This is a genomic window from Vibrio chagasii, from assembly GCF_024347355.1.
GTDB classification, from domain to species: Bacteria; Pseudomonadota; Gammaproteobacteria; order Enterobacterales; family Vibrionaceae; genus Vibrio; species Vibrio chagasii.
This window is the reverse complement of record NZ_AP025465.1, coordinates 3,285,138-3,309,059: the sequence shown is the minus strand read 5'-3', so window position 1 is coordinate 3,309,059 and position 23,922 is coordinate 3,285,138. Positions and strand designations below refer to the sequence as shown.

16 protein-coding genes, 3 tRNA genes and 4 rRNA genes are annotated in these 23,922 nt (G+C 46.0%); 15 read left to right on the top strand and 8 right to left on the bottom strand.

The window, feature by feature from the left end; all coding sequences use genetic code 11:
- Window positions 1-144: 144 nt before the first annotated feature.
- The 7 genes from rrf (OCV52_RS15310) to OCV52_RS15280 all read left to right on the top strand — a co-directional run bounded on the left by rrf (OCV52_RS15310) (window position 145) and on the right by OCV52_RS15280 (window position 5,964).
- Window positions 145-260: ribosomal RNA gene (rrf, locus tag OCV52_RS15310) — 5S ribosomal RNA — on the top strand.
- Between the two features lie 351 nt (window positions 261-611).
- Window positions 612-2,164: ribosomal RNA gene (locus OCV52_RS15305) — 16S ribosomal RNA — on the top strand.
- 66 nt (window positions 2,165-2,230) lie between these two features.
- Window positions 2,231-2,307: transfer RNA gene (locus OCV52_RS15300), tRNA-Ile, on the top strand.
- A 14-nt stretch (window positions 2,308-2,321) separates the two neighbouring features.
- Window positions 2,322-2,397: transfer RNA gene (locus OCV52_RS15295), tRNA-Ala, on the top strand.
- Between the two features lie 321 nt (window positions 2,398-2,718).
- Window positions 2,719-5,609 (top strand): 23S ribosomal RNA (locus tag OCV52_RS15290).
- 92 nt (window positions 5,610-5,701) lie between these two features.
- Window positions 5,702-5,817, top strand: a 5S ribosomal RNA gene (gene rrf, locus OCV52_RS15285).
- Together the 16S, 23S and 5S rRNA genes with 3 tRNA genes alongside form the textbook arrangement of a ribosomal RNA operon.
- A 70-nt stretch (window positions 5,818-5,887) precedes the next feature.
- A tRNA-Asp gene (locus OCV52_RS15280) sits at window positions 5,888-5,964 on the top strand.
- A gap of 1,092 nt (window positions 5,965-7,056) precedes the next feature.
- Here OCV52_RS15280 and OCV52_RS15275 read toward each other — a convergent pair.
- The 6 genes from OCV52_RS15275 to hemC form a co-directional block, all read right to left on the bottom strand.
- Entirely contained in the window at window positions 7,057-7,902 is an 846-nt protein-coding gene (locus OCV52_RS15275; RefSeq protein ID WP_261900854.1) for an IS3 family transposase, read from the bottom strand.
- On the bottom strand, window positions 7,899-8,405 hold the full coding sequence (locus OCV52_RS15270) for a helix-turn-helix domain-containing protein (protein ID WP_261900853.1): 507 nt from the start codon (window positions 8,403-8,405) through the stop codon (window positions 7,899-7,901). Before OCV52_RS15270 ends, OCV52_RS15275 begins: the two co-directional genes overlap by 4 nt.
- 78 nt (window positions 8,406-8,483) lie before the next feature.
- Window positions 8,484-9,665 carry a heme biosynthesis protein HemY gene (locus tag OCV52_RS15265; RefSeq protein WP_137409064.1) on the bottom strand — a complete coding sequence of 394 codons (1,182 nt, stop codon included), beginning with the start codon at window positions 9,663-9,665 and terminating at the stop codon, window positions 8,484-8,486.
- The gene (locus tag OCV52_RS15260) at window positions 9,665-10,882 is read right to left on the bottom strand and encodes a uroporphyrinogen-III C-methyltransferase (protein ID WP_137409063.1); all 1,218 of its coding nucleotides are present in this window, start codon (window positions 10,880-10,882) and stop codon (window positions 9,665-9,667) included. Before OCV52_RS15260 ends, OCV52_RS15265 begins: the two co-directional genes overlap by 1 nt.
- Window positions 10,883-10,901: 19 nt before the next feature.
- Entirely contained in the window at window positions 10,902-11,630 is a 729-nt protein-coding gene (locus OCV52_RS15255; protein ID WP_137409062.1) for a uroporphyrinogen-III synthase, read from the bottom strand.
- A gap of 2 nt (window positions 11,631-11,632) precedes the next feature.
- Window positions 11,633-12,571, bottom strand: a complete 939-nt coding sequence (hemC, locus tag OCV52_RS15250) for a hydroxymethylbilane synthase (RefSeq protein WP_017633312.1) — start codon at window positions 12,569-12,571, stop codon at window positions 11,633-11,635.
- Between the two features lie 344 nt (window positions 12,572-12,915).
- Here hemC and OCV52_RS15245 point away from each other — a divergent pair, with 344 nt between their 5' ends.
- Complete coding sequence (locus OCV52_RS15245; protein ID WP_061034256.1) at window positions 12,916-15,444, top strand: class I adenylate cyclase; 2,529 nt, start codon at window positions 12,916-12,918, stop codon at window positions 15,442-15,444.
- A gap of 70 nt (window positions 15,445-15,514) precedes the next feature.
- Here OCV52_RS15245 and cyaY read toward each other — a convergent pair whose 3' ends face one another.
- Window positions 15,515-15,829, bottom strand: a complete 315-nt coding sequence (gene cyaY / locus OCV52_RS15240; RefSeq protein ID WP_008221918.1) for an iron donor protein CyaY — start codon at window positions 15,827-15,829, stop codon at window positions 15,515-15,517.
- A gap of 75 nt (window positions 15,830-15,904) precedes the next feature.
- Between cyaY and lptM the strand changes: the two genes are divergently transcribed.
- From lptM to OCV52_RS15205, 7 genes are all read left to right on the top strand, one after another.
- Entirely contained in the window at window positions 15,905-16,021 is a 117-nt protein-coding gene (lptM, locus tag OCV52_RS25725) for an LPS translocon maturation chaperone LptM (RefSeq protein ID WP_017068592.1), read from the top strand.
- Window positions 16,022-16,063: 42 nt separating this feature from the next.
- The gene (lysA, locus tag OCV52_RS15230; protein ID WP_137409061.1) at window positions 16,064-17,317 is read left to right on the top strand and encodes a diaminopimelate decarboxylase; all 1,254 of its coding nucleotides are present in this window, start codon (window positions 16,064-16,066) and stop codon (window positions 17,315-17,317) included.
- An 11-nt stretch (window positions 17,318-17,328) separates the two neighbouring features.
- On the top strand, window positions 17,329-18,159 hold the full coding sequence (gene dapF / locus OCV52_RS15225) for a diaminopimelate epimerase (RefSeq protein ID WP_008221911.1): 831 nt from the start codon (window positions 17,329-17,331) through the stop codon (window positions 18,157-18,159).
- Between the two features lie 45 nt (window positions 18,160-18,204).
- Window positions 18,205-18,903, top strand: coding sequence for a DUF484 family protein (locus tag OCV52_RS15220; RefSeq protein WP_008221909.1), 699 nt, complete (start codon window positions 18,205-18,207; stop codon window positions 18,901-18,903).
- Entirely contained in the window at window positions 18,872-19,804 is a 933-nt protein-coding gene (gene xerC / locus OCV52_RS15215; protein WP_061034253.1) for a tyrosine recombinase XerC, read from the top strand. The genes OCV52_RS15220 and xerC overlap by 32 nt, the downstream gene beginning before the upstream one ends.
- Before the next feature lie 10 nt (window positions 19,805-19,814).
- Window positions 19,815-20,531, top strand: coding sequence for a 5-amino-6-(5-phospho-D-ribitylamino)uracil phosphatase YigB (gene yigB, locus OCV52_RS15210; protein ID WP_137409060.1), 717 nt, complete (start codon window positions 19,815-19,817; stop codon window positions 20,529-20,531).
- Between the two features lie 169 nt (window positions 20,532-20,700).
- Window positions 20,701-23,199 (top strand): bifunctional diguanylate cyclase/phosphodiesterase, encoded by a 2,499-nt coding sequence (locus OCV52_RS15205; protein ID WP_137409059.1) that lies wholly within the window; start codon window positions 20,701-20,703, stop codon window positions 23,197-23,199.
- A gap of 125 nt (window positions 23,200-23,324) precedes the next feature.
- On the opposite strand, the gene OCV52_RS15200 is transcribed toward OCV52_RS15205, so the two are convergent.
- Window positions 23,325-23,921: a tRNA-uridine aminocarboxypropyltransferase gene (locus OCV52_RS15200; RefSeq protein ID WP_004740477.1), complete on the bottom strand. Its 597-nt coding sequence runs from the start codon at window positions 23,919-23,921 to the stop codon at window positions 23,325-23,327.
- Window position 23,922: the final 1 nt, after the last annotated feature.

Here is a 23,922-nt window from a genome sequence, read left to right as displayed (position 1 = left end):
GATGGACTCATAACTGTTGTTTCCGCTTTAAAAAGCAGAGGCAAACAAGAACACTTGAATGAGTTTACGTAAGAACTTTTAATAGCTTTCCAGATTATTTTGCCTTCAGTTTTTAAAAAAGCTGAAAGTAAAAGCAAAATTTTGCTTGGCGACCATAGCATTGTGGACCCACCTGATTCCATGCCGAACTCAGAAGTGAAACACAATAGCGCCGATGGTAGTGTGGGGCTTCCCCATGTGAGAGTAGGGCATCGCCAGGCTTTAATTTCGACTTTGTCTACAAAGTAGACAAGTCACCATAGAGTTCTAAGTTTTCTTAGTATTTTATGTTGACTTTCAAAGTAGAAAGCGTACTATACGCGTCCTGCTTAAGTGCTAAGGCACTGAAAGCAAAGCTCTTTAACAATTTAAACCTATCAATCTGTGTGGGCACTCGTTGATGAATATCAAAAAATGAAACTTCGGTTTCAACTTGATTTCAATGAACTGAGTGACCAATCGATAATTTATTATCGGCACAGTCAATTCATTATCATTCTGTTGGAATGATAATAGCTTTAGAATTACTTTTTGTAGTTTTGAAGTCAGTATTCGTTGAGTCACAAAATCTTAAATTGAAGAGTTTGATCATGGCTCAGATTGAACGCTGGCGGCAGGCCTAACACATGCAAGTCGAGCGGAAACGAGTTATCTGAACCTTCGGGGAACGATAACGGCGTCGAGCGGCGGACGGGTGAGTAATGCCTAGGAAATTGCCTTGATGTGGGGGATAACCATTGGAAACGATGGCTAATACCGCATAATGCCTACGGGCCAAAGAGGGGGACCTTCGGGCCTCTCGCGTCAAGATATGCCTAGGTGGGATTAGCTAGTTGGTGAGGTAATGGCTCACCAAGGCGACGATCCCTAGCTGGTCTGAGAGGATGATCAGCCACACTGGAACTGAGACACGGTCCAGACTCCTACGGGAGGCAGCAGTGGGGAATATTGCACAATGGGCGAAAGCCTGATGCAGCCATGCCGCGTGTATGAAGAAGGCCTTCGGGTTGTAAAGTACTTTCAGTTGTGAGGAAGGGGGTGTCGTTAATAGCGGCATTTCTTGACGTTAGCAACAGAAGAAGCACCGGCTAACTCCGTGCCAGCAGCCGCGGTAATACGGAGGGTGCGAGCGTTAATCGGAATTACTGGGCGTAAAGCGCATGCAGGTGGTTCATTAAGTCAGATGTGAAAGCCCGGGGCTCAACCTCGGAACTGCATTTGAAACTGGTGAACTAGAGTACTGTAGAGGGGGGTAGAATTTCAGGTGTAGCGGTGAAATGCGTAGAGATCTGAAGGAATACCAGTGGCGAAGGCGGCCCCCTGGACAGATACTGACACTCAGATGCGAAAGCGTGGGGAGCAAACAGGATTAGATACCCTGGTAGTCCACGCCGTAAACGATGTCTACTTGGAGGTTGTGGCCTTGAGCCGTGGCTTTCGGAGCTAACGCGTTAAGTAGACCGCCTGGGGAGTACGGTCGCAAGATTAAAACTCAAATGAATTGACGGGGGCCCGCACAAGCGGTGGAGCATGTGGTTTAATTCGATGCAACGCGAAGAACCTTACCTACTCTTGACATCCAGAGAAGCCAGCGGAGACGCAGGTGTGCCTTCGGGAGCTCTGAGACAGGTGCTGCATGGCTGTCGTCAGCTCGTGTTGTGAAATGTTGGGTTAAGTCCCGCAACGAGCGCAACCCTTATCCTTGTTTGCCAGCGAGTAATGTCGGGAACTCCAGGGAGACTGCCGGTGATAAACCGGAGGAAGGTGGGGACGACGTCAAGTCATCATGGCCCTTACGAGTAGGGCTACACACGTGCTACAATGGCGCATACAGAGGGCAGCGAACTTGCGAGAGTGAGCGAATCCCAAAAAGTGCGTCGTAGTCCGGATTGGAGTCTGCAACTCGACTCCATGAAGTCGGAATCGCTAGTAATCGTAGATCAGAATGCTACGGTGAATACGTTCCCGGGCCTTGTACACACCGCCCGTCACACCATGGGAGTGGGCTGCAAAAGAAGTGGGTAGTTTAACCTTCGGGAGGACGCTCACCACTTTGTGGTTCATGACTGGGGTGAAGTCGTAACAAGGTAGCCCTAGGGGAACCTGGGGCTGGATCACCTCCTTATACGAAGATATTCACGATAAGTGTCCACACAGATTGATACGGTTTAGAAAGTAAAGAGACGATATTGGGTCTGTAGCTCAGCTGGTTAGAGCGCTCGCCTGATAAGCGGGAGGTCGGTGGTTCAAGTCCACTCAGACCCACCAATATCGACTTAGATGGGGCTATAGCTCAGCTGGGAGAGCGCCTGCCTTGCACGCAGGAGGTCTGCGGTTCGATCCCGCATAGCTCCACCATCTTTAAGTGTTCTTATTTCTTTAGAATAGAAAGTAGAATCTTTAAAAATGGTTCATTTATTGAATCAAGCTCTTTAACAATTTGGAAAGCTGACTGATTAACTCTAAGAGTTAATCAAATTAAAAGTTCTCAATGTTTATCTTTTAGATAAACACAACACAAACACATTCAAGTGTCTTGGCTTTTTGTCTTCATTTTTTAAAAGTGAAAATAAAGAGTATTAAATTGAGTCCGGCAAACACGTAATAAGAACTAACCCTTCTTATTACAACCAAAAACCTTGGTTGTTTACCATACATAAAGACCTCTTCGGGTTGTATGGTTAAGTGACTAAGCGTACACGGTGGATGCCTTGGCAGTCAGAGGCGATGAAGGACGTATTAACTTGCGATAAGCCCAGATTAGACAGTAAAAGTCATTTGAGTCTGGGATTTCCGAATGGGGAAACCCACTTACATAAGTAAGTATCTTGTTGTGAATACATAGCAACAAGAGGCAAACCGGGGGAACTGAAACATCTAAGTACCCCGAGGAAGAGAAATCAACCGAGATTCCGAAAGTAGCGGCGAGCGAAATTGGATTAGCCCTTAAGCTTTTAATGAGACAGACGAAGGCTCTGGAAAGTGCCGCAATAAAGGGTGATAGCCCCGTAGTCGACATCTCATCATCAGTGAAAACGAGTAGGGCGGGACACGTGATATCCTGTCTGAATATGGGGGGACCATCCTCCAAGGCTAAATACTACTGACTGACCGATAGTGAACCAGTACCGTGAGGGAAAGGCGAAAAGAACCCCTGTGAGGGGAGTGAAATAGAACCTGAAACCGTGTACGTACAAGCAGTAGGAGCACCTTCGTGGTGTGACTGCGTACCTTTTGTATAATGGGTCAGCGACTTAATTTTAGTAGCAAGGTTAACCGTTTAGGGGAGCCGTAGGGAAACCGAGTCTTAACTGGGCGTACAGTTGCTAGGATTAGACCCGAAACCAGGTGATCTAGCCATGGGCAGGTTGAAGGTTGAGTAACATCAACTGGAGGACCGAACCGACTAATGTTGAAAAATTAGCGGATGACTTGTGGCTAGGGGTGAAAGGCCAATCAAACCTGGAGATAGCTGGTTCTCCCCGAAAGCTATTTAGGTAGCGCCTCGGACGAATACTACTGGGGGTAGAGCACTGTTAAGGCTAGGGGGTCATCCCGACTTACCAACCCTTTGCAAACTCCGAATACCAGTAAGTACTATCCGGGAGACACACGGCGGGTGCTAACGTCCGTCGTGGAGAGGGAAACAACCCAGACCGCCAGCTAAGGTCCCAAAGTATAGCTAAGTGGGAAACGATGTGGGAAGGCTCAGACAGCCAGGATGTTGGCTTAGAAGCAGCCATCATTTAAAGAAAGCGTAATAGCTCACTGGTCGAGTCGGCCTGCGCGGAAGATGTAACGGGGCTAAGCTATACACCGAAGCTGCGGCTACGCACTTATGTGCGTGGGGTAGGGGAGCGTTCTGTAAGCCGTTGAAGGTGGTCTGTAAGGGCTGCTGGAGGTATCAGAAGTGCGAATGCTGACATGAGTAACGATAAAGGGAGTGAAAAACTCCCTCGCCGGAAGACCAAGGGTTCCTGTCCAACGTTAATCGGGGCAGGGTAAGTCGACCCCTAAGGCGAGGCCGAAAGGCGTAGTCGATGGGAAACGGGTTAATATTCCCGTACTTCTTACAATTGCGATGGGGGGACGGAGAAGGCTAGGTGGGCCTGGCGACGGTTGTCCAGGTTCAAGTACGTAGGCGGAAGAATTAGGTAAATCCGGTTCTTCTTAACGCTGAGATACGATGTCGAGCTACTACGGTAGTGAAGTCATTGATGCCATGCTTCCAGGAAAAGCCTCTAAGCTTCAGATTGTAAGGAATCGTACCCCAAACCGACACAGGTGGTCGGGTAGAGAATACCAAGGCGCTTGAGAGAACTCGGGTGAAGGAACTAGGCAAAATGGTACCGTAACTTCGGGAGAAGGTACGCTCTTATCAGTGAAGTCCCTTGCGGATGGAGCAGACGAGAGTCGCAGATACCAGGTGGCTGCAACTGTTTATTAAAAACACAGCACTGTGCAAAATCGTAAGATGACGTATACGGTGTGACGCCTGCCCGGTGCCGGAAGGTTAATTGATGGGGTTAGACTTCGGTCGAAGCTCTTGATCGAAGCCCCGGTAAACGGCGGCCGTAACTATAACGGTCCTAAGGTAGCGAAATTCCTTGTCGGGTAAGTTCCGACCTGCACGAATGGCGTAATGATGGCCACGCTGTCTCCACCCGAGACTCAGTGAAATTGAAATCGCTGTGAAGATGCAGTGTACCCGCGGCTAGACGGAAAGACCCCGTGAACCTTTACTACAGCTTGGCACTGAACATTGAACCTACATGTGTAGGATAGGTGGGAGACTTTGAAACCGCGTCGCTAGATGTGGTGGAGTCGTCCTTGAAATACCACCCTTGTAGTTTTGATGTTCTAACGTTGGTCCCTGAATCGGGATTACGGACAGTGCCTGGTGGGTAGTTTGACTGGGGCGGTCTCCTCCCAAAGAGTAACGGAGGAGCACGAAGGTGGGCTAAACACGGTTGGACATCGTGTGGTTAGTGCAATGGCATAAGCCCGCTTGACTGCGAGAATGACAATTCGAGCAGGTGCGAAAGCAGGTCATAGTGATCCGGTGGTTCTGAATGGAAGGGCCATCGCTCAACGGATAAAAGGTACTCCGGGGATAACAGGCTGATACCGCCCAAGAGTTCATATCGACGGCGGTGTTTGGCACCTCGATGTCGGCTCATCACATCCTGGGGCTGAAGTCGGTCCCAAGGGTATGGCTGTTCGCCATTTAAAGTGGTACGCGAGCTGGGTTTAGAACGTCGTGAGACAGTTCGGTCCCTATCTGCCGTGGGCGTTGGAAAATTGAAGGGGGCTGCTCCTAGTACGAGAGGACCGGAGTGGACGAACCTCTGGTGTTCGGGTTGTCATGCCAATGGCATTGCCCGGTAGCTAAGTTCGGAATCGATAACCGCTGAAAGCATCTAAGCGGGAAGCGAGCCCTGAGATGAGTTTTCCCTGACGCTTTAAGCGTCCTAAAGGGTTGTTCAAGACTAGAACGTTGATAGGCAGGGTGTGTAAGCGCTGTGAGGCGTTGAGCTAACCTGTACTAATTGCCCGTGAGGCTTAACCATACAACACCCAAGGGGTTTTGATGGACTCATAAGATACAAACGCTTGAATGAGTTTGAGAGAATAGAAACAGCTTTCCGAATTTTAAAATTTGCTTGGCGACCATAGCATTGTGGACCCACCTGATTCCATGCCGAACTCAGAAGTGAAACACAATAGCGCCGATGGTAGTGTGGGGCTTCCCCATGTGAGAGTAGGACATCGCCAGGCTCCAAATTTATTTTCACTTTTCAAAAGTGAAGACAAAAAATGTTATCAACGACGACAAGTAGTCCACTGCGGAGTGGTAGTTCAGTTGGTTAGAATACCGGCCTGTCACGCCGGGGGTCGCGGGTTCGAGTCCCGTCCACTCCGCCACTTATTAAAGAAGCCCTGCTAGAAATAGCAGGGCTTTTTTACATCTATCAAAAATGTATATTCAGTAATCAATTGGCGAATAGATAGAATGACAACTCAACTACATCAAACCTTTTAGATAGCCTAGTCTTACGACTAGGCTTTCGTCGTTTCTGGGGTTGGATAATTTGGTCTTCTACCAACGAGTCCGATGGAATACCAGCCCAGCAATTCCACCACTATGCTAAGCCCAAGTATAACTGCTTGGGCTTTATTGTATTTGAGTCACTGTGGTCACTCTTCAGTCGATAGAGTAAGCAAAAGATTTGTCCACAACCCAGAACCTTCCCCATATTCTATAACTTATCTGAAGTTCTAGTCTTACGAGTAGAGTCGCGTGCTTTGTGGGGTTCGACAATTTGCTCTTTGACTAACGCTCTCCTCTCTCTTACAAGCTAGTCATTACGATTTTTATTAAGAAGCTTCGCTAGAAATAGCGGGCTTTCTTCTATCTGAAACATAGTGTCACGTGCTGCGGTCGAAACCCTCCCGAAAAGGTTATGCCGTTCCCCTAATTATTACGCTACTGAGCACGAGGTTTTAGACTCTCATCGCTCTGGCAATGTCTTATAAGGTTACTTATCTTCAATTACTTCTTCAGTCTAGCGTGATATGAAAGTCCTAACCTCAACAGTGACTTTACCTTGGTAGTTTCTGGTAACAAACGGGTTCAGAGGTTGGACGCTACATAATCTTCCCTACAATGGAAGATGTGGCTAGCAGTCTATAGTGGGACTCTTAACTCTCCTGAAGTACTCTATCTTTCTTTTGGTTAACGTTAGTCAGGCTAGATGTTCGTATAGTGTATGTTTACGTATTCTAACCGTGTCTAAAGGGTCTATTTCTTAGTTTGATGTTCTTATTAGAATTGGCATTAATGCTTCGCTAAGCGTTAGTAAGGGGCTGCATTTTAGTGCTATTTCTTAACCCTCTTTGATTTTGGTTATGTGATTGGTCTAGATGACTTTGCTCTGTGGGGCTTGTTGAGAGGTAATTTATAGATACAAAAAAGCCGATGCTGGTGAAGTGACCCCGTAAAGTTGGACATTTCTGTTAAGCGGCTTTCAAGGCCTGAGTTCGATATTCTATCGGAGTCAGGCCTTTTAGTTTCACTTTTATACGTTTGGTATTGTAGTACTCGATGTATTCTTTAATTTGCTCTATCAGAGCATCTGCATCTTCAAAGCTTTGGTTGTGATACATCTCTGTTTTGAGTAAAGCAAAAAAGTTTTCAGCAACCGCATTATCCAAGCAGTTACCTTTTCTCGACATGCTTTGTGTTAACCCACTCTCCGCTACCTTTTTTTGATACTGTCGATGGCGATATTGCCAACCTTGATCGCTATGTATAATTGGCTTTGAGTTGGGTTTAAGCTTTGATATGGCTTCCGTCAGCATATCCGTGACAAGCGGCAAGCAGGCATTTTTGGCCACTCTATAAGCAACCACCTCCTGAGTAAACAAGTCGACAACGGGAGACAAGTATACTTTCTGCTCTTTTACTTTGAACTCCGTGACATCAGTTACCCATTTTTCATCGGGTTGAGTCGCACTAAAATCTCTTTCAAGCACGTTGGGAGCTGCTGTTCCAGACTCTCCTCGATATGAACGATACTTTTTAATCCTGACCGTCGATTTAAGGTTGAGCTGAGCCATAAGCCTTTGAACCGTTTTGTGATTAAGTATGACCCCCTGATTTTTTAGTTCCAAGTGAATACGGCGGTAGCCATATCGTCCCTTATGCTCATGATAAATTGACTTTATCAACCGCAGCTCACGTTCGTAGCTATTTGGGCGCTTGCTCGTTTGAGCCTGGTAATAAAAGACACTTTTTGCTAGCTGTAGAGTGTGCAGTAAGTGCTTTAACGGGTACTTGCTTTTAAGAGTTAGAGCTATCATCGCTTTTTCTTTGTTCGTCGGTTTTTTTCCTGCTCCAACTCTTCCAACTTTTTTAGAACGGCATTCTCGGTTCGTAAGTAGACCAACTCCTCTTTTAGCTCATCAAGTGTCATTTCATCATCAGGCTTAGTCGTACGTTGAGGGTGCTGTTTCATTGAGGGGCTTCCTTTCTGGCGCATTTTGAGCCCTTTGATACCGAGCTCATTAAATCTTTTGAGCCAGACAGAGAGTATCCCAGGGGATGAGAGGTTTAATACTGCGCTAGTGTGCGTGAGAGACCATTCATTCGTCCACATTAAATTCAATGCTTTTCGCTTTGTCTGAGCAGAAGCAGCATGCTTAGTTGGTAAAAATGAATCAGTACCATGGATGGCAAAGACTTGAGCCCAATACCGTATCTGTCTTGAAGGGATTGAATATTGTTTTGCTAAGTAGCGAGATGACGTGCCATCTAAATATTGCTTAGCAATGATACATTTTAGCTCTCGGCTATATTTGGACATAAAAAGACCCCCAATAATTGGTGTCCAACTATTGGGGGTCAGTTCATGGGCATCGGCTTCTTATTTATACAGCGAGATTTAAGCTGGTTGAATTAGAGCGAGTGCCTTACGAGAAACCTCGTGGGCTGCTTTGGTTAAGTTCTGCTTCTCTAGTGCATCAGACAGATATCCGTAATCAGAAACATTAGAGCGAAGTGCTAGTGCTTTTTCGAAATGGCTTTGCGCTTCTGCCCATTTTTGCTCTCTTAGGTAGAACTGAGCTAATGCACTGTGTGCTTCTGCATTATTGTTATCTTTGCTGATAGCGCGCTCTAGCATCACAACTACTGGATGGTGATCAGCAAGATTCAGCTCTGGAAGTAGCATGTAGAGCTCGTTTGAACCCGTTTTAGCGATGTTCTCTTTGATTACAGTGAAAGCCTCTGCATCGGCTTTGCGTGCGATCAGTTGTTTTACAAAGCAAGAGACAAGGTGTGAGCTTTGCTTCTGTTTTCTTGGAAGCTTATTCCAGTGGCTGATTAAGCCTTCGCTGCCTTGTTGTTGTGCGACGTCGTGAAGCAAACCACATTGTGCTTTCTGCTCTAGTTCACGCTGCTCATCTGATGTTAGGAGCTTGTTTTTAGCGAGCTTAGGCGTTAGTTCCAGCAATGGTTGCCATAACTTAAGCTGCATGTAGGTCGCTTTTAGTAAGCCCAGGACTGCAGTGTTGTTCGGGTGCGAACCTTTAATATTTGAAAGCGTATCGAAAGCGGCTTCGTAGTTTGATTCGCTGATCTGTTGTTTAGCTTTAGTTAGCTCAACGGCCAATAGAGAATCGTCTTGTTGGCTAGCCAGTTCGATGTATTTATCGCGTTCAGCGGTATTGCCTTGCTCATGCGCTGCTTGAGAGGCCACTAGGTAACAAAGCAGAGGCATGTCGTGGTGATTTGCCCAACGTGTCACTTTCTTCTCAGCACCTTTCCAGTCACCTTCAAGAAGCTTGATTATGCCTTCATTGGTATAACGGCGAGAGCGCTTAAGTTTACGAACACTGAACCAGTTCCAAGTTGTTGAGCTAGCGTAAATAAGCTTCTTAAATAGGTACTCTAAGCCAAACAGTGCAGCCAAAAGGACAGTCACAAAGATAGCCATTGTTGTCACACTCATCTCAATCGTCTTATTGGCAATTGATATCAGCACATAACCTTGTTGACCTGAAAACTGAGTACCGACAAACAGACCCGCACCGAGTACAAGGAAAAGAAAAATCAAACGAATCATTATTTCTCCTCCGAGGTCATTACCGTCACCTCACGGCGTAGACGTTCACGAATCACATCAGATAACTGATTCTGAGACTCAAGCTTCACAGGGTATTTAACAGTGATGTTCTGTTCGCTTAATTGCTTAATTGCCTTCTCGAATTCGATGACCGAGTTGTTATCTTGGTTTAGGTACGACTTAGACCACTCGTTAGCTGTCTTTAGAGCTGCGCTATAAACTTCACCTTGCTCTTTGTAGACTGCACGAATTGCAGTTTCCAGTTTACCCTTGATGTTTTCACGCAGGTAGAAGTGCTGTTCTGGTGATAGTAGAGGGATAACCTCGCCATCTCGACTACGGAAAGTGATAAAGTTTTCTGAGAAGTCTTTCATCGACGTCATCAGGTTGCTTTGCCAGTCATTGATGTCCTGAGATACGGCTTTTTTCTCGACGATTTCAGCCTCAGGAAGAATCGCATTCGCTAGAGGTAGCTTATCGACTTGTTGCTGAAGGCTTGTGATACGTAGCACCAAACCATCGCGGTCGATCAGAGGAATAGTACGAAGCTTAGTGATGTCGTTAGTCATAGACTGGCGCAGAGATACTAGGCTTGGATCGTTGAGTGCGGCGATACGCTGATCGGCACTTTCCATAAGTTTGGTTGCGCTAACAGCATCATGCTCAAGGAATAGTTTGCGGCCAGCAAGTTTTACTAGGTAATCGGCTTCCGCAAGCAGCCAGTCATTCGGACGACGACCTTTCACATCAGCTACCGCTAGCTGCAGGCTTTGAATGCTCTTTTGTTGTTGAGATTGTACAACCTGAGTTTTCTCTACCGCATGTGATGCTTCTTGGATGGTCTCTTGTTTGATGGCTTGCAGGTCTTTATTTACAGCAGATTGGGTATTTTGTAGCTGGGCTTGAAGTGCTGCGATTTGATCTGAATATTCAGCACTCTTTTGCTGCATTTGGAAGGCAATACCACCGCTGAAGATAATAGAAATTGCGATAGCGATAGCGCCGAATTTCACGCCGCGCTTGCCTTGCTTTTCTGCTTTCTCAATTTGTTCTTTGTGGTCGGCTTGAGTCTGCTCAGTGTGAGTCGTACTCGGTGCTGGGGCCTCAAGCTTTGACTCAGCTTCTTTTGATTCAGCACTTTCGTCTTTGGTCGCTACTGGCTGAGTATCTTGGTTCTGTTCAGGTTCAATATGCTCATTATTTTTTTTGCTTGTCATGCTTATTTCCTGTTTCTAGCTAGGGCTGGAGAGCAGCCAGTAATATTTGGTTCGCAGCACTTTGAGTATTCGTAACGTTAGAGAAGCCGAGCTGTTGTGCTCGTTGTGCTATGCGCTTGCTTGGAACAAACAAATGTCTCGTTGAAAGCCAAGCAGAATACTCACCAGGGGTAATGGAGCACAGATACTCCAGTTGTTCCTGACTTGTGATGACTACTTTGGACGTTTTTTTGTTTATCCATGTTTGATAGGTATTGTGATCGTTTATTGGAATATATTCTCTACGGTAGGTCTCACAATAAGAGACTTGTGCACCTAGGTTGAGCAAAGAATCTCGAATGAGCTCTCGCCCACCATTCCCACGTAGTATCAAAATGGATGTGTTATTTACGTCTCTCAGTTCAGCAAGTTTAAGAAGATGTTCACTATCACTAACTTGAGGATAGTTTACTTTTTGTTTACAGACTTTGCTTAAAACGTGCGCAGTTTTTTGACCAACGCCAAGATAAAGCGGCGAAGTAGGCCAAACGGACGAAGTTTTAGAAAGGATATTTTGAGCCGCGGTCACGGCATGATGGCTGACAGCGATGATGATATCGCTGTTGTTGAGCCGGACGCTTAAGTTGGCTGTGTCTGGATTATCAATGATACGAATAAGCGGATGATGGATCGCTTGAACCCCTTCATCCGCTAGTTGTTGGCAAAGCGATTGTCCCTCTACACCGGGACGAGTTACCAACACAGTCATGATTATTCTTGGTCTGCGTATAGCTTGGTTAAGATTTCTCTCGCACCGTCATCCAGCAGTTGATTAGCCAGAGTAACGCCAAGTGCTTCAGCATCTTTACGAGGACCGGAGATCTCACCGCGAACCATCTTAGAACCATCAGGTTCACCTACAAGTGCGCGCAGCCAGATGTTGTCGCCATCTAATAGTGAGTAGCTACCGATAGGCACCTGGCAACCACCCTCCAGAGTCAGGTTCATTGCACGTTCGCAAAGTACGCGGTCGGCTGTGTCTTGGTGGTTCAGTGGCTCAAGAAGTTTAATCAGACGCTCATCATCAAGACGACACTCGATACCTACAGCGCCTTGGCCTACTGCTGGTAGAGATTGCTCTGGTTCGATAAAGCTACGGATACGCTCTTCTAGTTCCAGACGCTTAAGGCCTGCTGCTGCCAGAACGATAGCATCGTATTGGCCGTCATCGAGTTTACCCAGACGAGTGCCAACATTGCCGCGCAGCTCTTTGATGATCAAATCAGGGCGGTATTCTAGAAGCTGACACTGACGACGCAGGCTACATGTACCTACGACAGCACCTTGTGGTAGTTCATCAATGTTGTTGTATGTGTTTGATACGAATGCGTCACGAGGATCTTCACGTTCACAAATCGTCACTAGACCTAGACCTTCAGGGAAGTCGACAGGGACATCTTTCATTGAGTGAACTGCAAGGTCAGCACGACCTTCTAGCATTGCCACTTCAAGTTCTTTTACGAACAGACCTTTACCACCCACTTTGGCAAGCGGAGTGTCTAGGATGATGTCACCTTTGGTCACCATAGTTACCAACTCAACCTCTAAACCAGGGTGAGCAGCTTGAAGAGCATCCCTTACAAAGTATGCCTGCCAAAGGGCAAGAGGGCTTTTTCTGGTTGCGATACGGATTGGTGCTGAATTTGTCATGGTGTTTCCGATATAGGTTCTGTAATAGCCTAATCCTACCATTGTGAGGCGAAAATTCTTACTGTTTGATCATTCCATGCTTTGATAGCTGAGAGATTTTCATAAGTTCACCAAAATAGTGTGATTGGTATCTCATTTGAAACATGGGCTATTATTAGAAATAGTCAATAACGAGGACACTACGGCGCCGTGAGTTTAACTTTTTGTCATTAAGGAATTAGCCGGTCTGGCGGCTTCCTTTGCTTTACCATTAGGGGTGAAAGTGTTAAATTGATCACGTTTTGTTGCTGCTTTCGTTCAGTAACTAAACAGAAGTGCATTTAATCTCAAACCAAGGACTTACCTTGCAGGCTTACACTCAAACATTGATTCAACGATTAGACAATCTAAATCAACAGCGCATTGATCGTGCGTTGGCGTTGATGAATGTGCAAGGTCAACGAGTTTTCAATCTTATTCCCGCACTGCTTCACTTCAATCATCCAATGATGCCTGGTTATTATGATCAACAAGTTCCTTTTGGAATTCGTAGCTTCACGCTTAATGAATTCCAAAAGCAATTTGTCTCTGATACTGAACTTACTTTAGGTGGCAAGCTAACCGAGTCTGCGGAGCCCGCAATTCTTGGCCTTTACACCATGGGCAGTACCTCTTCTATTGGTCAAAGCACGTCAAGCGACCTCGATATCTGGGTGTGTGTATCTCCGGATATGGACGGCCCAGCTCGCGATAGCCTTACCAATAAATGTCTGTTGATTACCGACTGGGCTGAAACCTTAGGCGTTGAAGCTAACTTCTTCTTAATGGATGAAGAGCGTTTCCGTTCGAACCATTCAGAAGAGATGACCGGTGATAACTGTGGTTCTTCACAGCACTTATTACTGCTTGATGAGTTCTATCGCTCAGCGGTTCGCTTGGCTGGTCAACGTTTGTTGTGGCAAATCATTCCGCCAGAAATGGAAGAGTGCTATGACGAATATGTTCAAGGCTTGTGTCAGGATGGCTATCTTGATTGTTCGCAGTGGATTGATTTCGGTAAGCTGAATCGCATTCCTGCAGAAGAGTACTTTGGTTCTAACTTGTGGCAGCTCTATAAGAGTATCGACTCACCGTATAAATCGGTGTTAAAGGCGATCTTGCTAGAAGCCTATTCATGGGAATACCCAAACACCCAACTCTTGAGTATCGATACCAAGCGTCGCTTTTTTGCGGATGAACCGGATCTGTATGGCATGGATAGCTACTATCTGATGCTAGAAAAGGTAACTCGCTACCTAGAGCGTATTAACGACCACACTCGTTTGGATTTGGTGAGACGCTGTTTCTACCTTAAGACCCATGAGAAGTTGTCGCGTGAAGCCGGTATCGGTTCTGTAGCATGGCGTCGTGAAGCCCTAACCGAGATGACTAAGTCTTGGAATTGGGGACAGGAAACCATTGCTGAGCTCGATAACCGACGTAACTGGAAGGTTGAGCAGGTGAAAGTGGTGCACCACGCACTGCTTGATGCCTTGATGCTGAGCTATCGTAACCTGATTCAATTTGCACGTCGTAACGACATCACATCGGCAATCAGCCCACAAGATATCAGTATCTTGGCGCGTAAGCTTTATGCTGCGTTTGAGGTGTTGCCGGGCAAAGTGACGCTACTGAATCCGCAAATCTCTCCGGATCTGCATGAACCTGACTTGAGCTTTATAGAGGTTCGCCAAGGGCAATCGAATAAAGCGGGTTGGTACTTGTACAAACAGCCGCTTATTGCGCACCGCATTCTTGGTCAGCCTTCGCTCGAGCACCATGAGTACTTGAGTAAGCTGGTTGCATGGTCATTCTTTAATGGTTTGATTACTGAATCGACACGTTTGCATTCTGTAGTTCGTGACGCCCACATTGATATCGATAAGTTCTATCAAATGGTGAGCGACCTACGTAATACCTTCTCTTTACGTAAACGCCGTCCGAGTATGCAAGCACTGGCGAGCCCTTGTGAGATCAGCCAGCTGGCGATGTTCATCAACTTTGAAAACGATCCGACTTCTGAATTAAGCGGTCGTGCCTTGAAGGTCGATCTGAAGAATGCAGATATCTTCAGCTTTGGTGAAGAAGGTAAGAGCTTAGTCGGCAGTGTCGATTTGGTTTATCGTAACTCTTGGCATGAAGTACGTACGCTGCATTTCCAAGGTGATACGGCAATGCTGGATGCCCTTAAGACGGTACTTGGTAAAATGCACCAAGATGCGTTGCCGCCAGAGTCGGTTGATGTGTTCTGTTACAGCAAAAACCTGCGTGGTGTGATGCGCAATATGGTGTATCAACTGCTTGCTGAGTGTATCGACTTACGATTGAAACCGATTGAACCAGAGAAACGCCGCCGCTTTAAGGCTATTCGTTTAGCCAACAAGATGTTTGGCCTGTTCTTCGAACGTCGTGGTGTGTCGGTACAGATGTTGGAAAACTCAGTCGACTTCTATCGTAGTATCTCAACTAATAAGTTGAAGGGTTCTCCTTTACTGATGCTCGATAAAGAGCAAGAGTATCAACTGCCAGAAGTGGTGGATGGTTTTGCGAGTGAGGGCTTGATTCAGTTCTTCTTTGAAGATACCGATAAAGGTTTCAATATTTATGTATTGGACGAGTCGAATCAGGTTGAGGTGTATCACCAGTACAGCGGTGAAAAAGATGAGATGATCGCGAGCGTAAACTCTTTCTACACCTCGGTAAAAGATGAGTCGAAGATGTCGTCAAAGTTGATTAACTTTAACTTACCTCAGTACTACCAAATCGTTCATCCAGAAGAGGGCAACTCTTATGTTGTGCCTTACCGTAATGATGCCACTTTAGCTTCTCGGAGCTCAAAGATAGTTAACATCTAGTTGATTTAGACAGATAGATATTAAAAAGGAGTGATTGAATCACTCCTTTTTTTGTTTTGCTTATCAGTGGTTAGACCCAGTCGATATCTTCACCTGCGTGCTTCACGCATTCTTCTTTAACCATCTCAAACAGCTCCATGCCCGTCTTTGAACATGTCCACTTGTCGTCAACTAGCTTGAAGTGAAAGCCACCAGATTTAGACGCTAACCAGATTTCTTTCATTGGTTCTTGGCGGTTAATTATGATTTGGCTGCGGTTCTCAAACTCCAGCGTCATCACGTTGCCCGTCACTTCGTAATCAATATCTGCCTCTGATTCATCGATAGCTTCTTCGATGTTTTGCATCTGTATATCGACTAGCTGATGAAATTCAGTCTCGTTCATCCTTTCTATCCTATTGCTTTTCCTGAGTGTGGTGCGATTATAGGGGGCATTGAGTTAATAATCACGATATGCAAAATGAAAAAATTAATTACTGCTCTATTTATGATGTCCGTTATTGGACTTTCTGGTTGTGGTCAAACGGGTCCTTTGTACGATCCTGATGAAGTTCAGCAGACCGAACAATCACAATAAGTGAAAACACGCAGAAATCGTTATTTATAAGGGATAAGAACTTTGGATTACTTCAACTATCAGGAAGATGGCCAGCTTTGGGCTGAGGACGTCGCACTTTCACAACTAGCAGAGCAATATGGTACACCGCTGTATGTATATTCTCGTGCTACATTAGAACGCCACTGGAATGCGTTTGATTCATCGGTTGGTGAGCATCCACACTTGGTGTGCTATGCCGTTAAGGCGAACTCGAACCTTGGCGTATTGAATACCCTAGCTCGATTAGGTTCTGGCTTTGATATCGTTTCTGGCGGTGAGCTAGAGCGTGTTGTGGCTGCAGGTGGCGATCCGGCAAAGGTTGTTTTCTCTGGTGTCGGCAAAACAGCCGCTGAAATGAAACGTGCGCTTGAGTTAAACATTAAGTGTTTCAACGTAGAGTCTGAGCCAGAGCTAGAGAGACTGAATAAAGTCGCTGGTGAACTGGGTGTTAAGGCGCCGATTTCACTGCGTATCAACCCAGACGTTGATGCAAACACTCACCCTTATATCTCGACAGGTCTGCGTGATAACAAATTTGGTATTGCCTTCGACCGTGCGCCTGCCGTTTACGCTTTTGCACAAACACTTGAGAACTTGTCTATCCATGGTATTGATTGCCACATCGGTTCTCAATTAACTGACATCGAGCCTTTCATTGATGCGACTGATCGTTTGCTTGCTCTGATCGACCAACTACGTGCTGATGGTATTAACATTAAGCACCTTGATGTTGGTGGTGGTTTGGGTGTGGTATATCGTGATGAATTGCCACCACAACCTTCAGATTACGCAAAAGCACTATTGGCGCGTCTAGAAAATCATTCTGATCTAGAGCTGATTTTCGAACCTGGAAGAGCGATTGCTGCTAACGCTGGTGTACTATTAACGAAAGTTGAGTTCCTCAAGCCAACGGAACACAAGAACTTTGCCATTATCGATGCAGCAATGAACGATTTGATGCGTCCAGCGCTTTACCAAGCTTGGCAAGACATTGTTCCTGTAAGCCCGCGTCAGGGTGAAGCTGTGACTTATGACTTGGTTGGTCCTATCTGTGAGACAGGTGACTTCCTAGGTAAAGATCGTGAGCTAGTGCTTGAAGAGGGCGATTTACTTGCTGTTCGCTCAGCTGGTGCTTATGGTTTTGTCATGTCTTCAAACTACAACACTCGTTCGCGTGCGGCTGAAGTGATGGTTGATGGCAACAAAACTCATTTGGTTCGTCAGCGTGAAGAGCTTACGAGCTTGTGGGAACTTGAAAACATTCTTCCGGAGTAATTTAAAGCGTTATGCACTTCCACTTTTCTAAAATGCATGGTTTGGGCAATGATTTCATGGTCGTGGACTGCATTACTCAAAATATTTTCTTTTCTCCAGATTTGATCCGTCGTTTGGCGGATCGTCACACTGGTGTGGGCTTTGACCAGCTACTTGTGGTTGAGGCTCCCTATGATCCAGAAACTGATTTCCATTACCGCATATTTAATGCAGATGGCAGTGAAGTGGAGCAGTGTGGTAATGGTGCTCGTTGTTTTGCACGATTTGTTCGTATGAAAGGCTTAACGAATAAGTACAGCATCAACGTCAGCACCAAGAAAGGTAAAATGGTTCTCAAGATTGAAGAGAATGACCTGATCACCGTGAACATGGGCATTCCTGAGTTCGAACCAAGCAAGATCCCATTTAAAGCGAAGCAACCTGAAAAGACCTACATCCTAAGAACCGATGCACACACTCTGTTCTGTGGCGCGGTCAGCATGGGCAACCCGCATGTGGTCACTGTCGTTGATGATGTCGATACGGCCGATGTGGATACCTTGGGCCCACTGCTTGAATCACATGAGCGTTTCCCTGAGCGTGTCAATGCTGGTTTTATGCAGGTGGTTAATCGTGAAGAAGTTCGTCTACGTGTTTACGAACGTGGAGCGGGCGAAACTCAGGCTTGTGGTAGCGGTGCGTGTGGTGCTGTTGCTGTGGGTATTACTCAAGGCTTACTGGCTGAAAATGTGAAAGTTCGTCTACCGGGCGGTGATTTACACATTAGTTGGCAAGGCCCGGGTAAACCTCTGTATATGACAGGCCCTGCTACGCATGTGTTTGATGGTCAGCTTTCTTGCTGATTTCGACATATAACAGATAGATACATAAAAAATAAAGGATAGGTTTTGTCTAACGTTGAAGCCGACGCTCTCACCGCAGAAGTGGTCGCGGAATATTTACGTGATAACCCAGATTTTTTCCAAGACCGAAAAGATTTGGTGGATCGCCTTGCTATTAATAACGTTGAGCAGGGTGCCGTTTCTCTGGTGGAGATTCAGCTTAAACGTCAACGCCAGAGAATCGAAGAGCTAGAAGAAGAGATCACTGGCTTGATGTCTTTGGCGGCGAGTAACGATAAAACCTTCTATGAGTTTATGGACCTGCAAGCGCAAGTACTGAAATGCAGTGACTTCATGCAGGTGATTAAAGCGGTTGAGCAAAAGGCACTCGACCTAGGGTTGAAGGCTCATTTGCGAATCCTTTCGCAAACGGGTTTTTATCAGCTCAGCGAAGAGGGCTACTCGAAGTTTTCACTCAACCACTTTAATGGCAAAGATGCCTACCTTGGGCGCTTAAGAAAAGCTGACAGACAAGATTTGTTTGGTGATTTCCCGGTTCCAGAGCTAGGCTCTTATGTAGTACTACCGCTCGCTAAGCAGTCTCCATTGGGGTTACTCGCCTTTTCTAGTGAAGATGGCGGGCATTTCCAACCTCATATGGATACGCTCTTTTTACGCCACTTAGCACTTGTTGTGTCTCATCTGGCGGACACCTTACCTTGGCAGATAAATAATGAGCCTAGAGCCCAAAACACCTCTTCCTAATAGCCTTCAAAAGCCTCTTTCTCGCTTCTATGAATATCTCAGAAGCGAGAAGGGACTCAGCCTACACACCCAGCGAAACTACAAACAACAACTTGAAACCATGGCTGAACACTTAGTCACACTGGGGCTAAAGGATTGGCGCCAAGTCGATGCGGCTTGGGTAAGGCAACTTGCCAGCAAAGGCATGCGTGACGGAATGAAGGCAAGCAGTATTGCGACTCGCTTATCGTCACTGCGTAGCTTCTTTGATTTTCTTGTCTTACGTGGCGAAATCACTGCAAACCCTGCAAAAGGGGTCTCTGCACCTCGTAAGCAGCGCCCGTTACCAAAAAACCTCGATGTAGATGAAGTCGGTCAGTTGCTTGACGTGAATGAAGACGATCCGCTGTCGATTCGTGATCGAGCGATGATGGAGGTGATGTACGGTGCTGGTTTGCGTCTTGCTGAACTGGTTGGTATCAACCTCAAAGACGTGCTGAGCCGCCAAGGAGAAATCCGAGTGATCGGTAAAGGTGACAAGGAGCGCAAGGCGCCATTTTCGGGCTTAGCCAAAGAGTGGGTCGATAAGTGGCTGCGAGTCCGCGGTGAATTGGCTTCTCCAGGAGAGGATGCGCTGTTTGTTTCCAAGCTGGGAACACGCATCTCACACCGCAGTGTGCAAAAACGTATGGAAGAGTGGGGCAAGAAGCAATCTGTAGCGAGCCATATTAGCCCGCACAAACTGCGTCACTCCTTTGCAACGCATGTCCTCGAGTCGAGCCAAAACCTTCGTGCGGTCCAAGAGTTATTGGGTCATGAAAACATCTCGACCACCCAAGTGTACACTCACTTAGATTTCCAGCATCTAGCACAAGCATACGATCAGGCTCACCCAAGAGCCCGTAAGAAAAATAAAGACTAAAGGTTTTACTATGCGAATTTACCGAGGGTTACAGCCTGTCAAAGCCATGACCTTTGATTTGGATGACACTCTATATGACAACTGGCCTGTGATCGTGAAGGTTGAGAAAGAGATGGCGCAGTGGCTTTTTCAAGAGCACCCTGTGTCTGCTTCTTTGTCGCTGGATGAGTGGCAAGCTGTAAAACAACGAGTCGCATTGGAAAACCCTGAGCTAAAGCATGACGTCACCTTGTGGCGTGAAACCCAAATTAAGACAGGTTTACTGCAGTTGGGTTACTCTCTGCAGCAAGCGGAACAGGCTGCTCGTGATGGTATCGAACATGCCTTATGGCTACGCAACCAAGTCGACGTTCCTCAAGAAACCCACCGTGTGATGGCGGAACTTGCCGAGCGTATTCCTTTGGTTGCGATAACCAATGGTAACGTTGATCCCCACAAAATTGGCCTTGGGCAATATTTCCAACTCATTCTTAAAGCGGGACCAGACGGCAGAGCCAAACCCTACCCAGACATGTTTGAGAAAGCACAACAGCATTTAGGCTTTGATGCTAGCAATATCCTTCATGTGGGTGATCATTTGAGGACGGATGTCTATGGAGCCAAGAAAAATGGCTTCCAAGCATGCTGGTTTAATGACACTGGTTCCAATTTATACCTATCTTCGAAGGCGAGTGTGCTTCCTGATGTTGAAATAGAACAGCTCAGCGATCTTATGCGACTAATTTAATGTCCAGTGCAGGCTTATTGTGTCGCATTTATGATAGTGAATTGTTACATTAGTCGTGTTTAAAGGCCTGTTTAGGCTAGGATAATTAGCGATTACTTATTACGATTCATTTCAATCATAGCGGTGGTTGCGGGTTCTCTATTCCATTAGATTTCGAACAAGGGTTGGCATGCAAACATATACATTTCTCGCAAACACAGAGGAGCAATTAGAATCTCAATTTGCTCAGCGCGAATGGTGTGATAGCAAACAATACCTAGTTCAACTTTTCTCTACGCAATCACCGGATGTGGCTCGCCAACTTGCTAACGTGGCGCTCAATCGTTTGAGCCATGCGACGTTGATTGGTCAAAGTGCTCGTCATGTTATTTGTGATAACTGCCTTGAGAGTACTTGCACCTTAGTCATTGTTAGTGAATTCAACGAAACTCGATTAATCTCCGCGGTACAGCCTTTTACAGGTAACCCTAACCAAGATAGCCAAGATCTCGTATCTCAACTTGATCTATCGGAAGACACCAAAACTGTTATCAGCTTGTGTGATCAGGTTGAAGGACGTGATTACCCAATTTATGGTGCTTTCGAAAATCATTCCTACGCATTACCAGTGGCTGGTGGCTTGTGCCAGGAAAATGAGTTCGGCCGCTGGGTTATGCACAACGAGCAAACTTACCAACATGCCTGCGTAGCGGTTGCCTTGACGAACTCTAATTTAAAGGTGTGGTCAGACGCTTACTCCGAGTGGAACCCTATAGGGATGAAACTACGAGTGACTCATGCGATAGGGAACCGTCTGTATGCATTAAATGACAAGCCGGCGATTGAAGTATTTAAACATTACCTTGCCGATGGTAAAGACCTTCCTTTCAGTCAACTGATGAGTTTTCCGCTTTATCGCGAACTTGGCAGGAAGAAAGGGATATCAACACCACTTCGTATTAATGACGATGGCAGTATCGAGTTTGATAGCCCTTGGCAGATCGGTGAAGAAGCTCAGTTCTGCTATAACCACCCATCACTGACTGCCGAAAAGGTGCGTCATGGCGCTGAGATGCTTGCCATGCATCAACCTGAGTCTGTGATCATCTATAACTGCGTTTCTCGATTGGAGTTCATTGACAGTAAGTTAGAGCTCAAGCCATTTGAAGGGATAGTAAATGCATGTGGTGCTTACTGCATGGGAGAGCTTTATCGAACTGAAGAGCGACAAGATATCCTTCACCACAGTCTGACTTATATCGCGATGAGAGAGTCTGACGAGATTAATGAGTTTCACGCTGACGAATTTAAGTGTGGCTCTACGGTTTCACCACTGCTTAACTTAGTGCGTAACGCAGTGGCTGATCTTGATAGCATGAACACACAAATGGAGAAGAAACTCCATCAACAGGCTCGTCGTTTAACGGAGAGTTATCGCATTGATTCCCTTACAGGGCTACCTAACCGTATAGTACTAAAAGAACGACTCAATACGATTCTCTTTACTGAACATTTGTTGACTTTGAAATTGACTAATTTCCATCAAGTGAATGACAAGTATGGGTATCAAGTTGGTGATCAATTACTCTTAGATCTCTCCAACCACCTCGTAGAGCGTTTGCAGCTTCGAGTCGTTAAGAGGTCTAAGATCAAAGTTGAACTCTTTAGTATTGGGGTTGGAGAATGGGCGATTATCTTCAATACCAGTGCCATAGGAGCGAGGATAAAGGAGCGCTTTGTAGAATTTGCAGATGAAGTTGAACGTGTTAACTTCGAACCTTATGGCTTAACCGATATTGACTACCTATCGGTCTCGTTATGTGGCGGGTTTGCCAGTCGCTGTGACTTTTTGACTGATAATAGTGATGAAATCCTTCTAAAAGCGATTGAAGCACGACGTTATGGTGTTCGTAACAACACCCACATAACTAATGCCAAAGATATTCAGGTGAGTGAAGAAGAGCGTAAAGAACGGATTGGTTGGTTGAGCTGTGTTAGCCGAGCAATCTTAGATCAGAATATTATTACCTACTCGCAACCAATTGTTGAGGCGAGAACACATGAACTGATTGGTCAAGAATGTTTGGTGAGAATAATGGAAGCTGATGGAACGATTGTGCCACCAGGTAAGTTCTTGCCTATGATTGCCGACACCCATCTTTATACACGTCTTAGTCGCCACATGATTAAGAACACCATCGGCTATATGGCAGATAAGCAGAGTCCGTTCTCCATCAACCTTTCTCCGCAAGATCTCCTAAGTGATAAGACACTGGAGGTACTTGAGACTGCGATTAGTGGAATGAACGATCCCACTCGACTTGGGCTCGAGGTGCTAGAATCTGAGCAGATCAAAGATTATGGCCGTATGATTGAGGTGTGTGACCACTTCCGCTCTCTAGGAGCAAGAATCATCGTGGACGATTTTGGCTCTGGTTACTCCAACATTGATGAGATCATCAAGCTGGAGCCGCAGATAATTAAGCTCGACGGCAGTTTGATTCGTAACATAGACAAAGACCAGAAGCAGAGAAACATTGCTTCTCAGCTGGTGCGATTGTGCCAAGTGTTTAATGCCAAAACGGTCGCTGAGTTTGTTCACAATCAACAGGTTTGTGAGATAGCCGAACAGATGGGCGTCGATTACCTGCAAGGTTATTACTTTGGAGAGCCTAAACGGCTGTTCTAATGAGTGGCAAATGTCTGATGTTTCACGTGAAACACTGTTTTGTCCAATGTATTAAAGCGAGATGTGAAAAGGGTGAGCTAGTGGCTCACCCTTTTTATTTTGGTGCTTAAGCACTCCGCATTACTCTATCTGAGAGCGTGTCCACTTTTGTCTGCTTGGAATACTTTGAGATAGTGCTGATAGTAATCCTCTATCTGCTTTGCTGGTTGAGCTTCACCTAATGCCTTAAGTAGCTCAATACCAACCTCACAGGTACATAAGTGTCCATTGTCTTGATTGCGGCGCAACGTATATGAAGATTCACTGGTTACATCGAGGTGCACTTGAGGAATCGTCTGTAGCCAAGGGCTTTTGTTGAGCATTTTTTTTGCTTCTTGCCACGTGCCATCCAAGATGATGAATAACGGCATTCGTTCACTCGCTGTATCCGAAACCGCTTGCTGGCATTCAATGCTTTCATCACTTGGAAACAACAGCAAAGGCTGATGAGTTTCATCATTAAGTAAAGCCAGTAGTTCGGCTGGAGGCGTCTTGCGCTGCCAAACAAAAGACTGACACTGCTTGAGTGACTGTTGCAGTAGCTTTCCGGTATTGGTGTCTCGTGTTAGTTCATTCTCATGAGTGAGTAACACTAACTGGGTTTGGCTTTCAGTATTCGGTATTCGATGACAAATACATTGATGAGTGAAACCACACCCACTGCAAGCTTGCTGATCGCTCATG

What these genes read in the sequence shown, in the direction of transcription:
- hemC (WP_017633312.1), bottom strand. Translation starts at nt 12,571, where the DNA reads ATGACAAATTCAGCACCAATCCGTATCGCAACCAGAAAAAGCCCTCTT.
- OCV52_RS15275 (WP_261900854.1), bottom strand. Translation starts at nt 7,902, where the DNA reads ATGATAGCTCTAACTCTTAAAAGCAAGTACCCGTTAAAGCACTTACTG.
- OCV52_RS15270 (WP_261900853.1), bottom strand. Translation starts at nt 8,405, where the DNA reads ATGTCCAAATATAGCCGAGAGCTAAAATGTATCATTGCTAAGCAATAT.
- dapF (WP_008221911.1), top strand. Translation starts at nt 17,329, where the DNA reads ATGCACTTCCACTTTTCTAAAATGCATGGTTTGGGCAATGATTTCATG.
- yigB (WP_137409060.1), top strand. Translation starts at nt 19,815, where the DNA reads ATGCGAATTTACCGAGGGTTACAGCCTGTCAAAGCCATGACCTTTGAT.
- OCV52_RS15265 (WP_137409064.1), bottom strand. Translation starts at nt 9,665, where the DNA reads ATGATTCGTTTGATTTTTCTTTTCCTTGTACTCGGTGCGGGTCTGTTT.
- OCV52_RS15255 (WP_137409062.1), bottom strand. Translation starts at nt 11,630, where the DNA reads ATGACTGTGTTGGTAACTCGTCCCGGTGTAGAGGGACAATCGCTTTGC.
- lptM (WP_017068592.1), top strand. Translation starts at nt 15,905, where the DNA reads ATGAAAAAATTAATTACTGCTCTATTTATGATGTCCGTTATTGGACTT.
- OCV52_RS15260 (WP_137409063.1), bottom strand. Translation starts at nt 10,882, where the DNA reads ATGACAAGCAAAAAAAATAATGAGCATATTGAACCTGAACAGAACCAA.
- cyaY (WP_008221918.1), bottom strand. Translation starts at nt 15,829, where the DNA reads ATGAACGAGACTGAATTTCATCAGCTAGTCGATATACAGATGCAAAAC.
- OCV52_RS15200 (WP_004740477.1), bottom strand. Translation starts at nt 23,921, where the DNA reads ATGAGCGATCAGCAAGCTTGCAGTGGGTGTGGTTTCACTCATCAATGT.
- xerC (WP_061034253.1), top strand. Translation starts at nt 18,872, where the DNA reads ATGAGCCTAGAGCCCAAAACACCTCTTCCTAATAGCCTTCAAAAGCCT.
- OCV52_RS15205 (WP_137409059.1), top strand. Translation starts at nt 20,701, where the DNA reads ATGCAAACATATACATTTCTCGCAAACACAGAGGAGCAATTAGAATCT.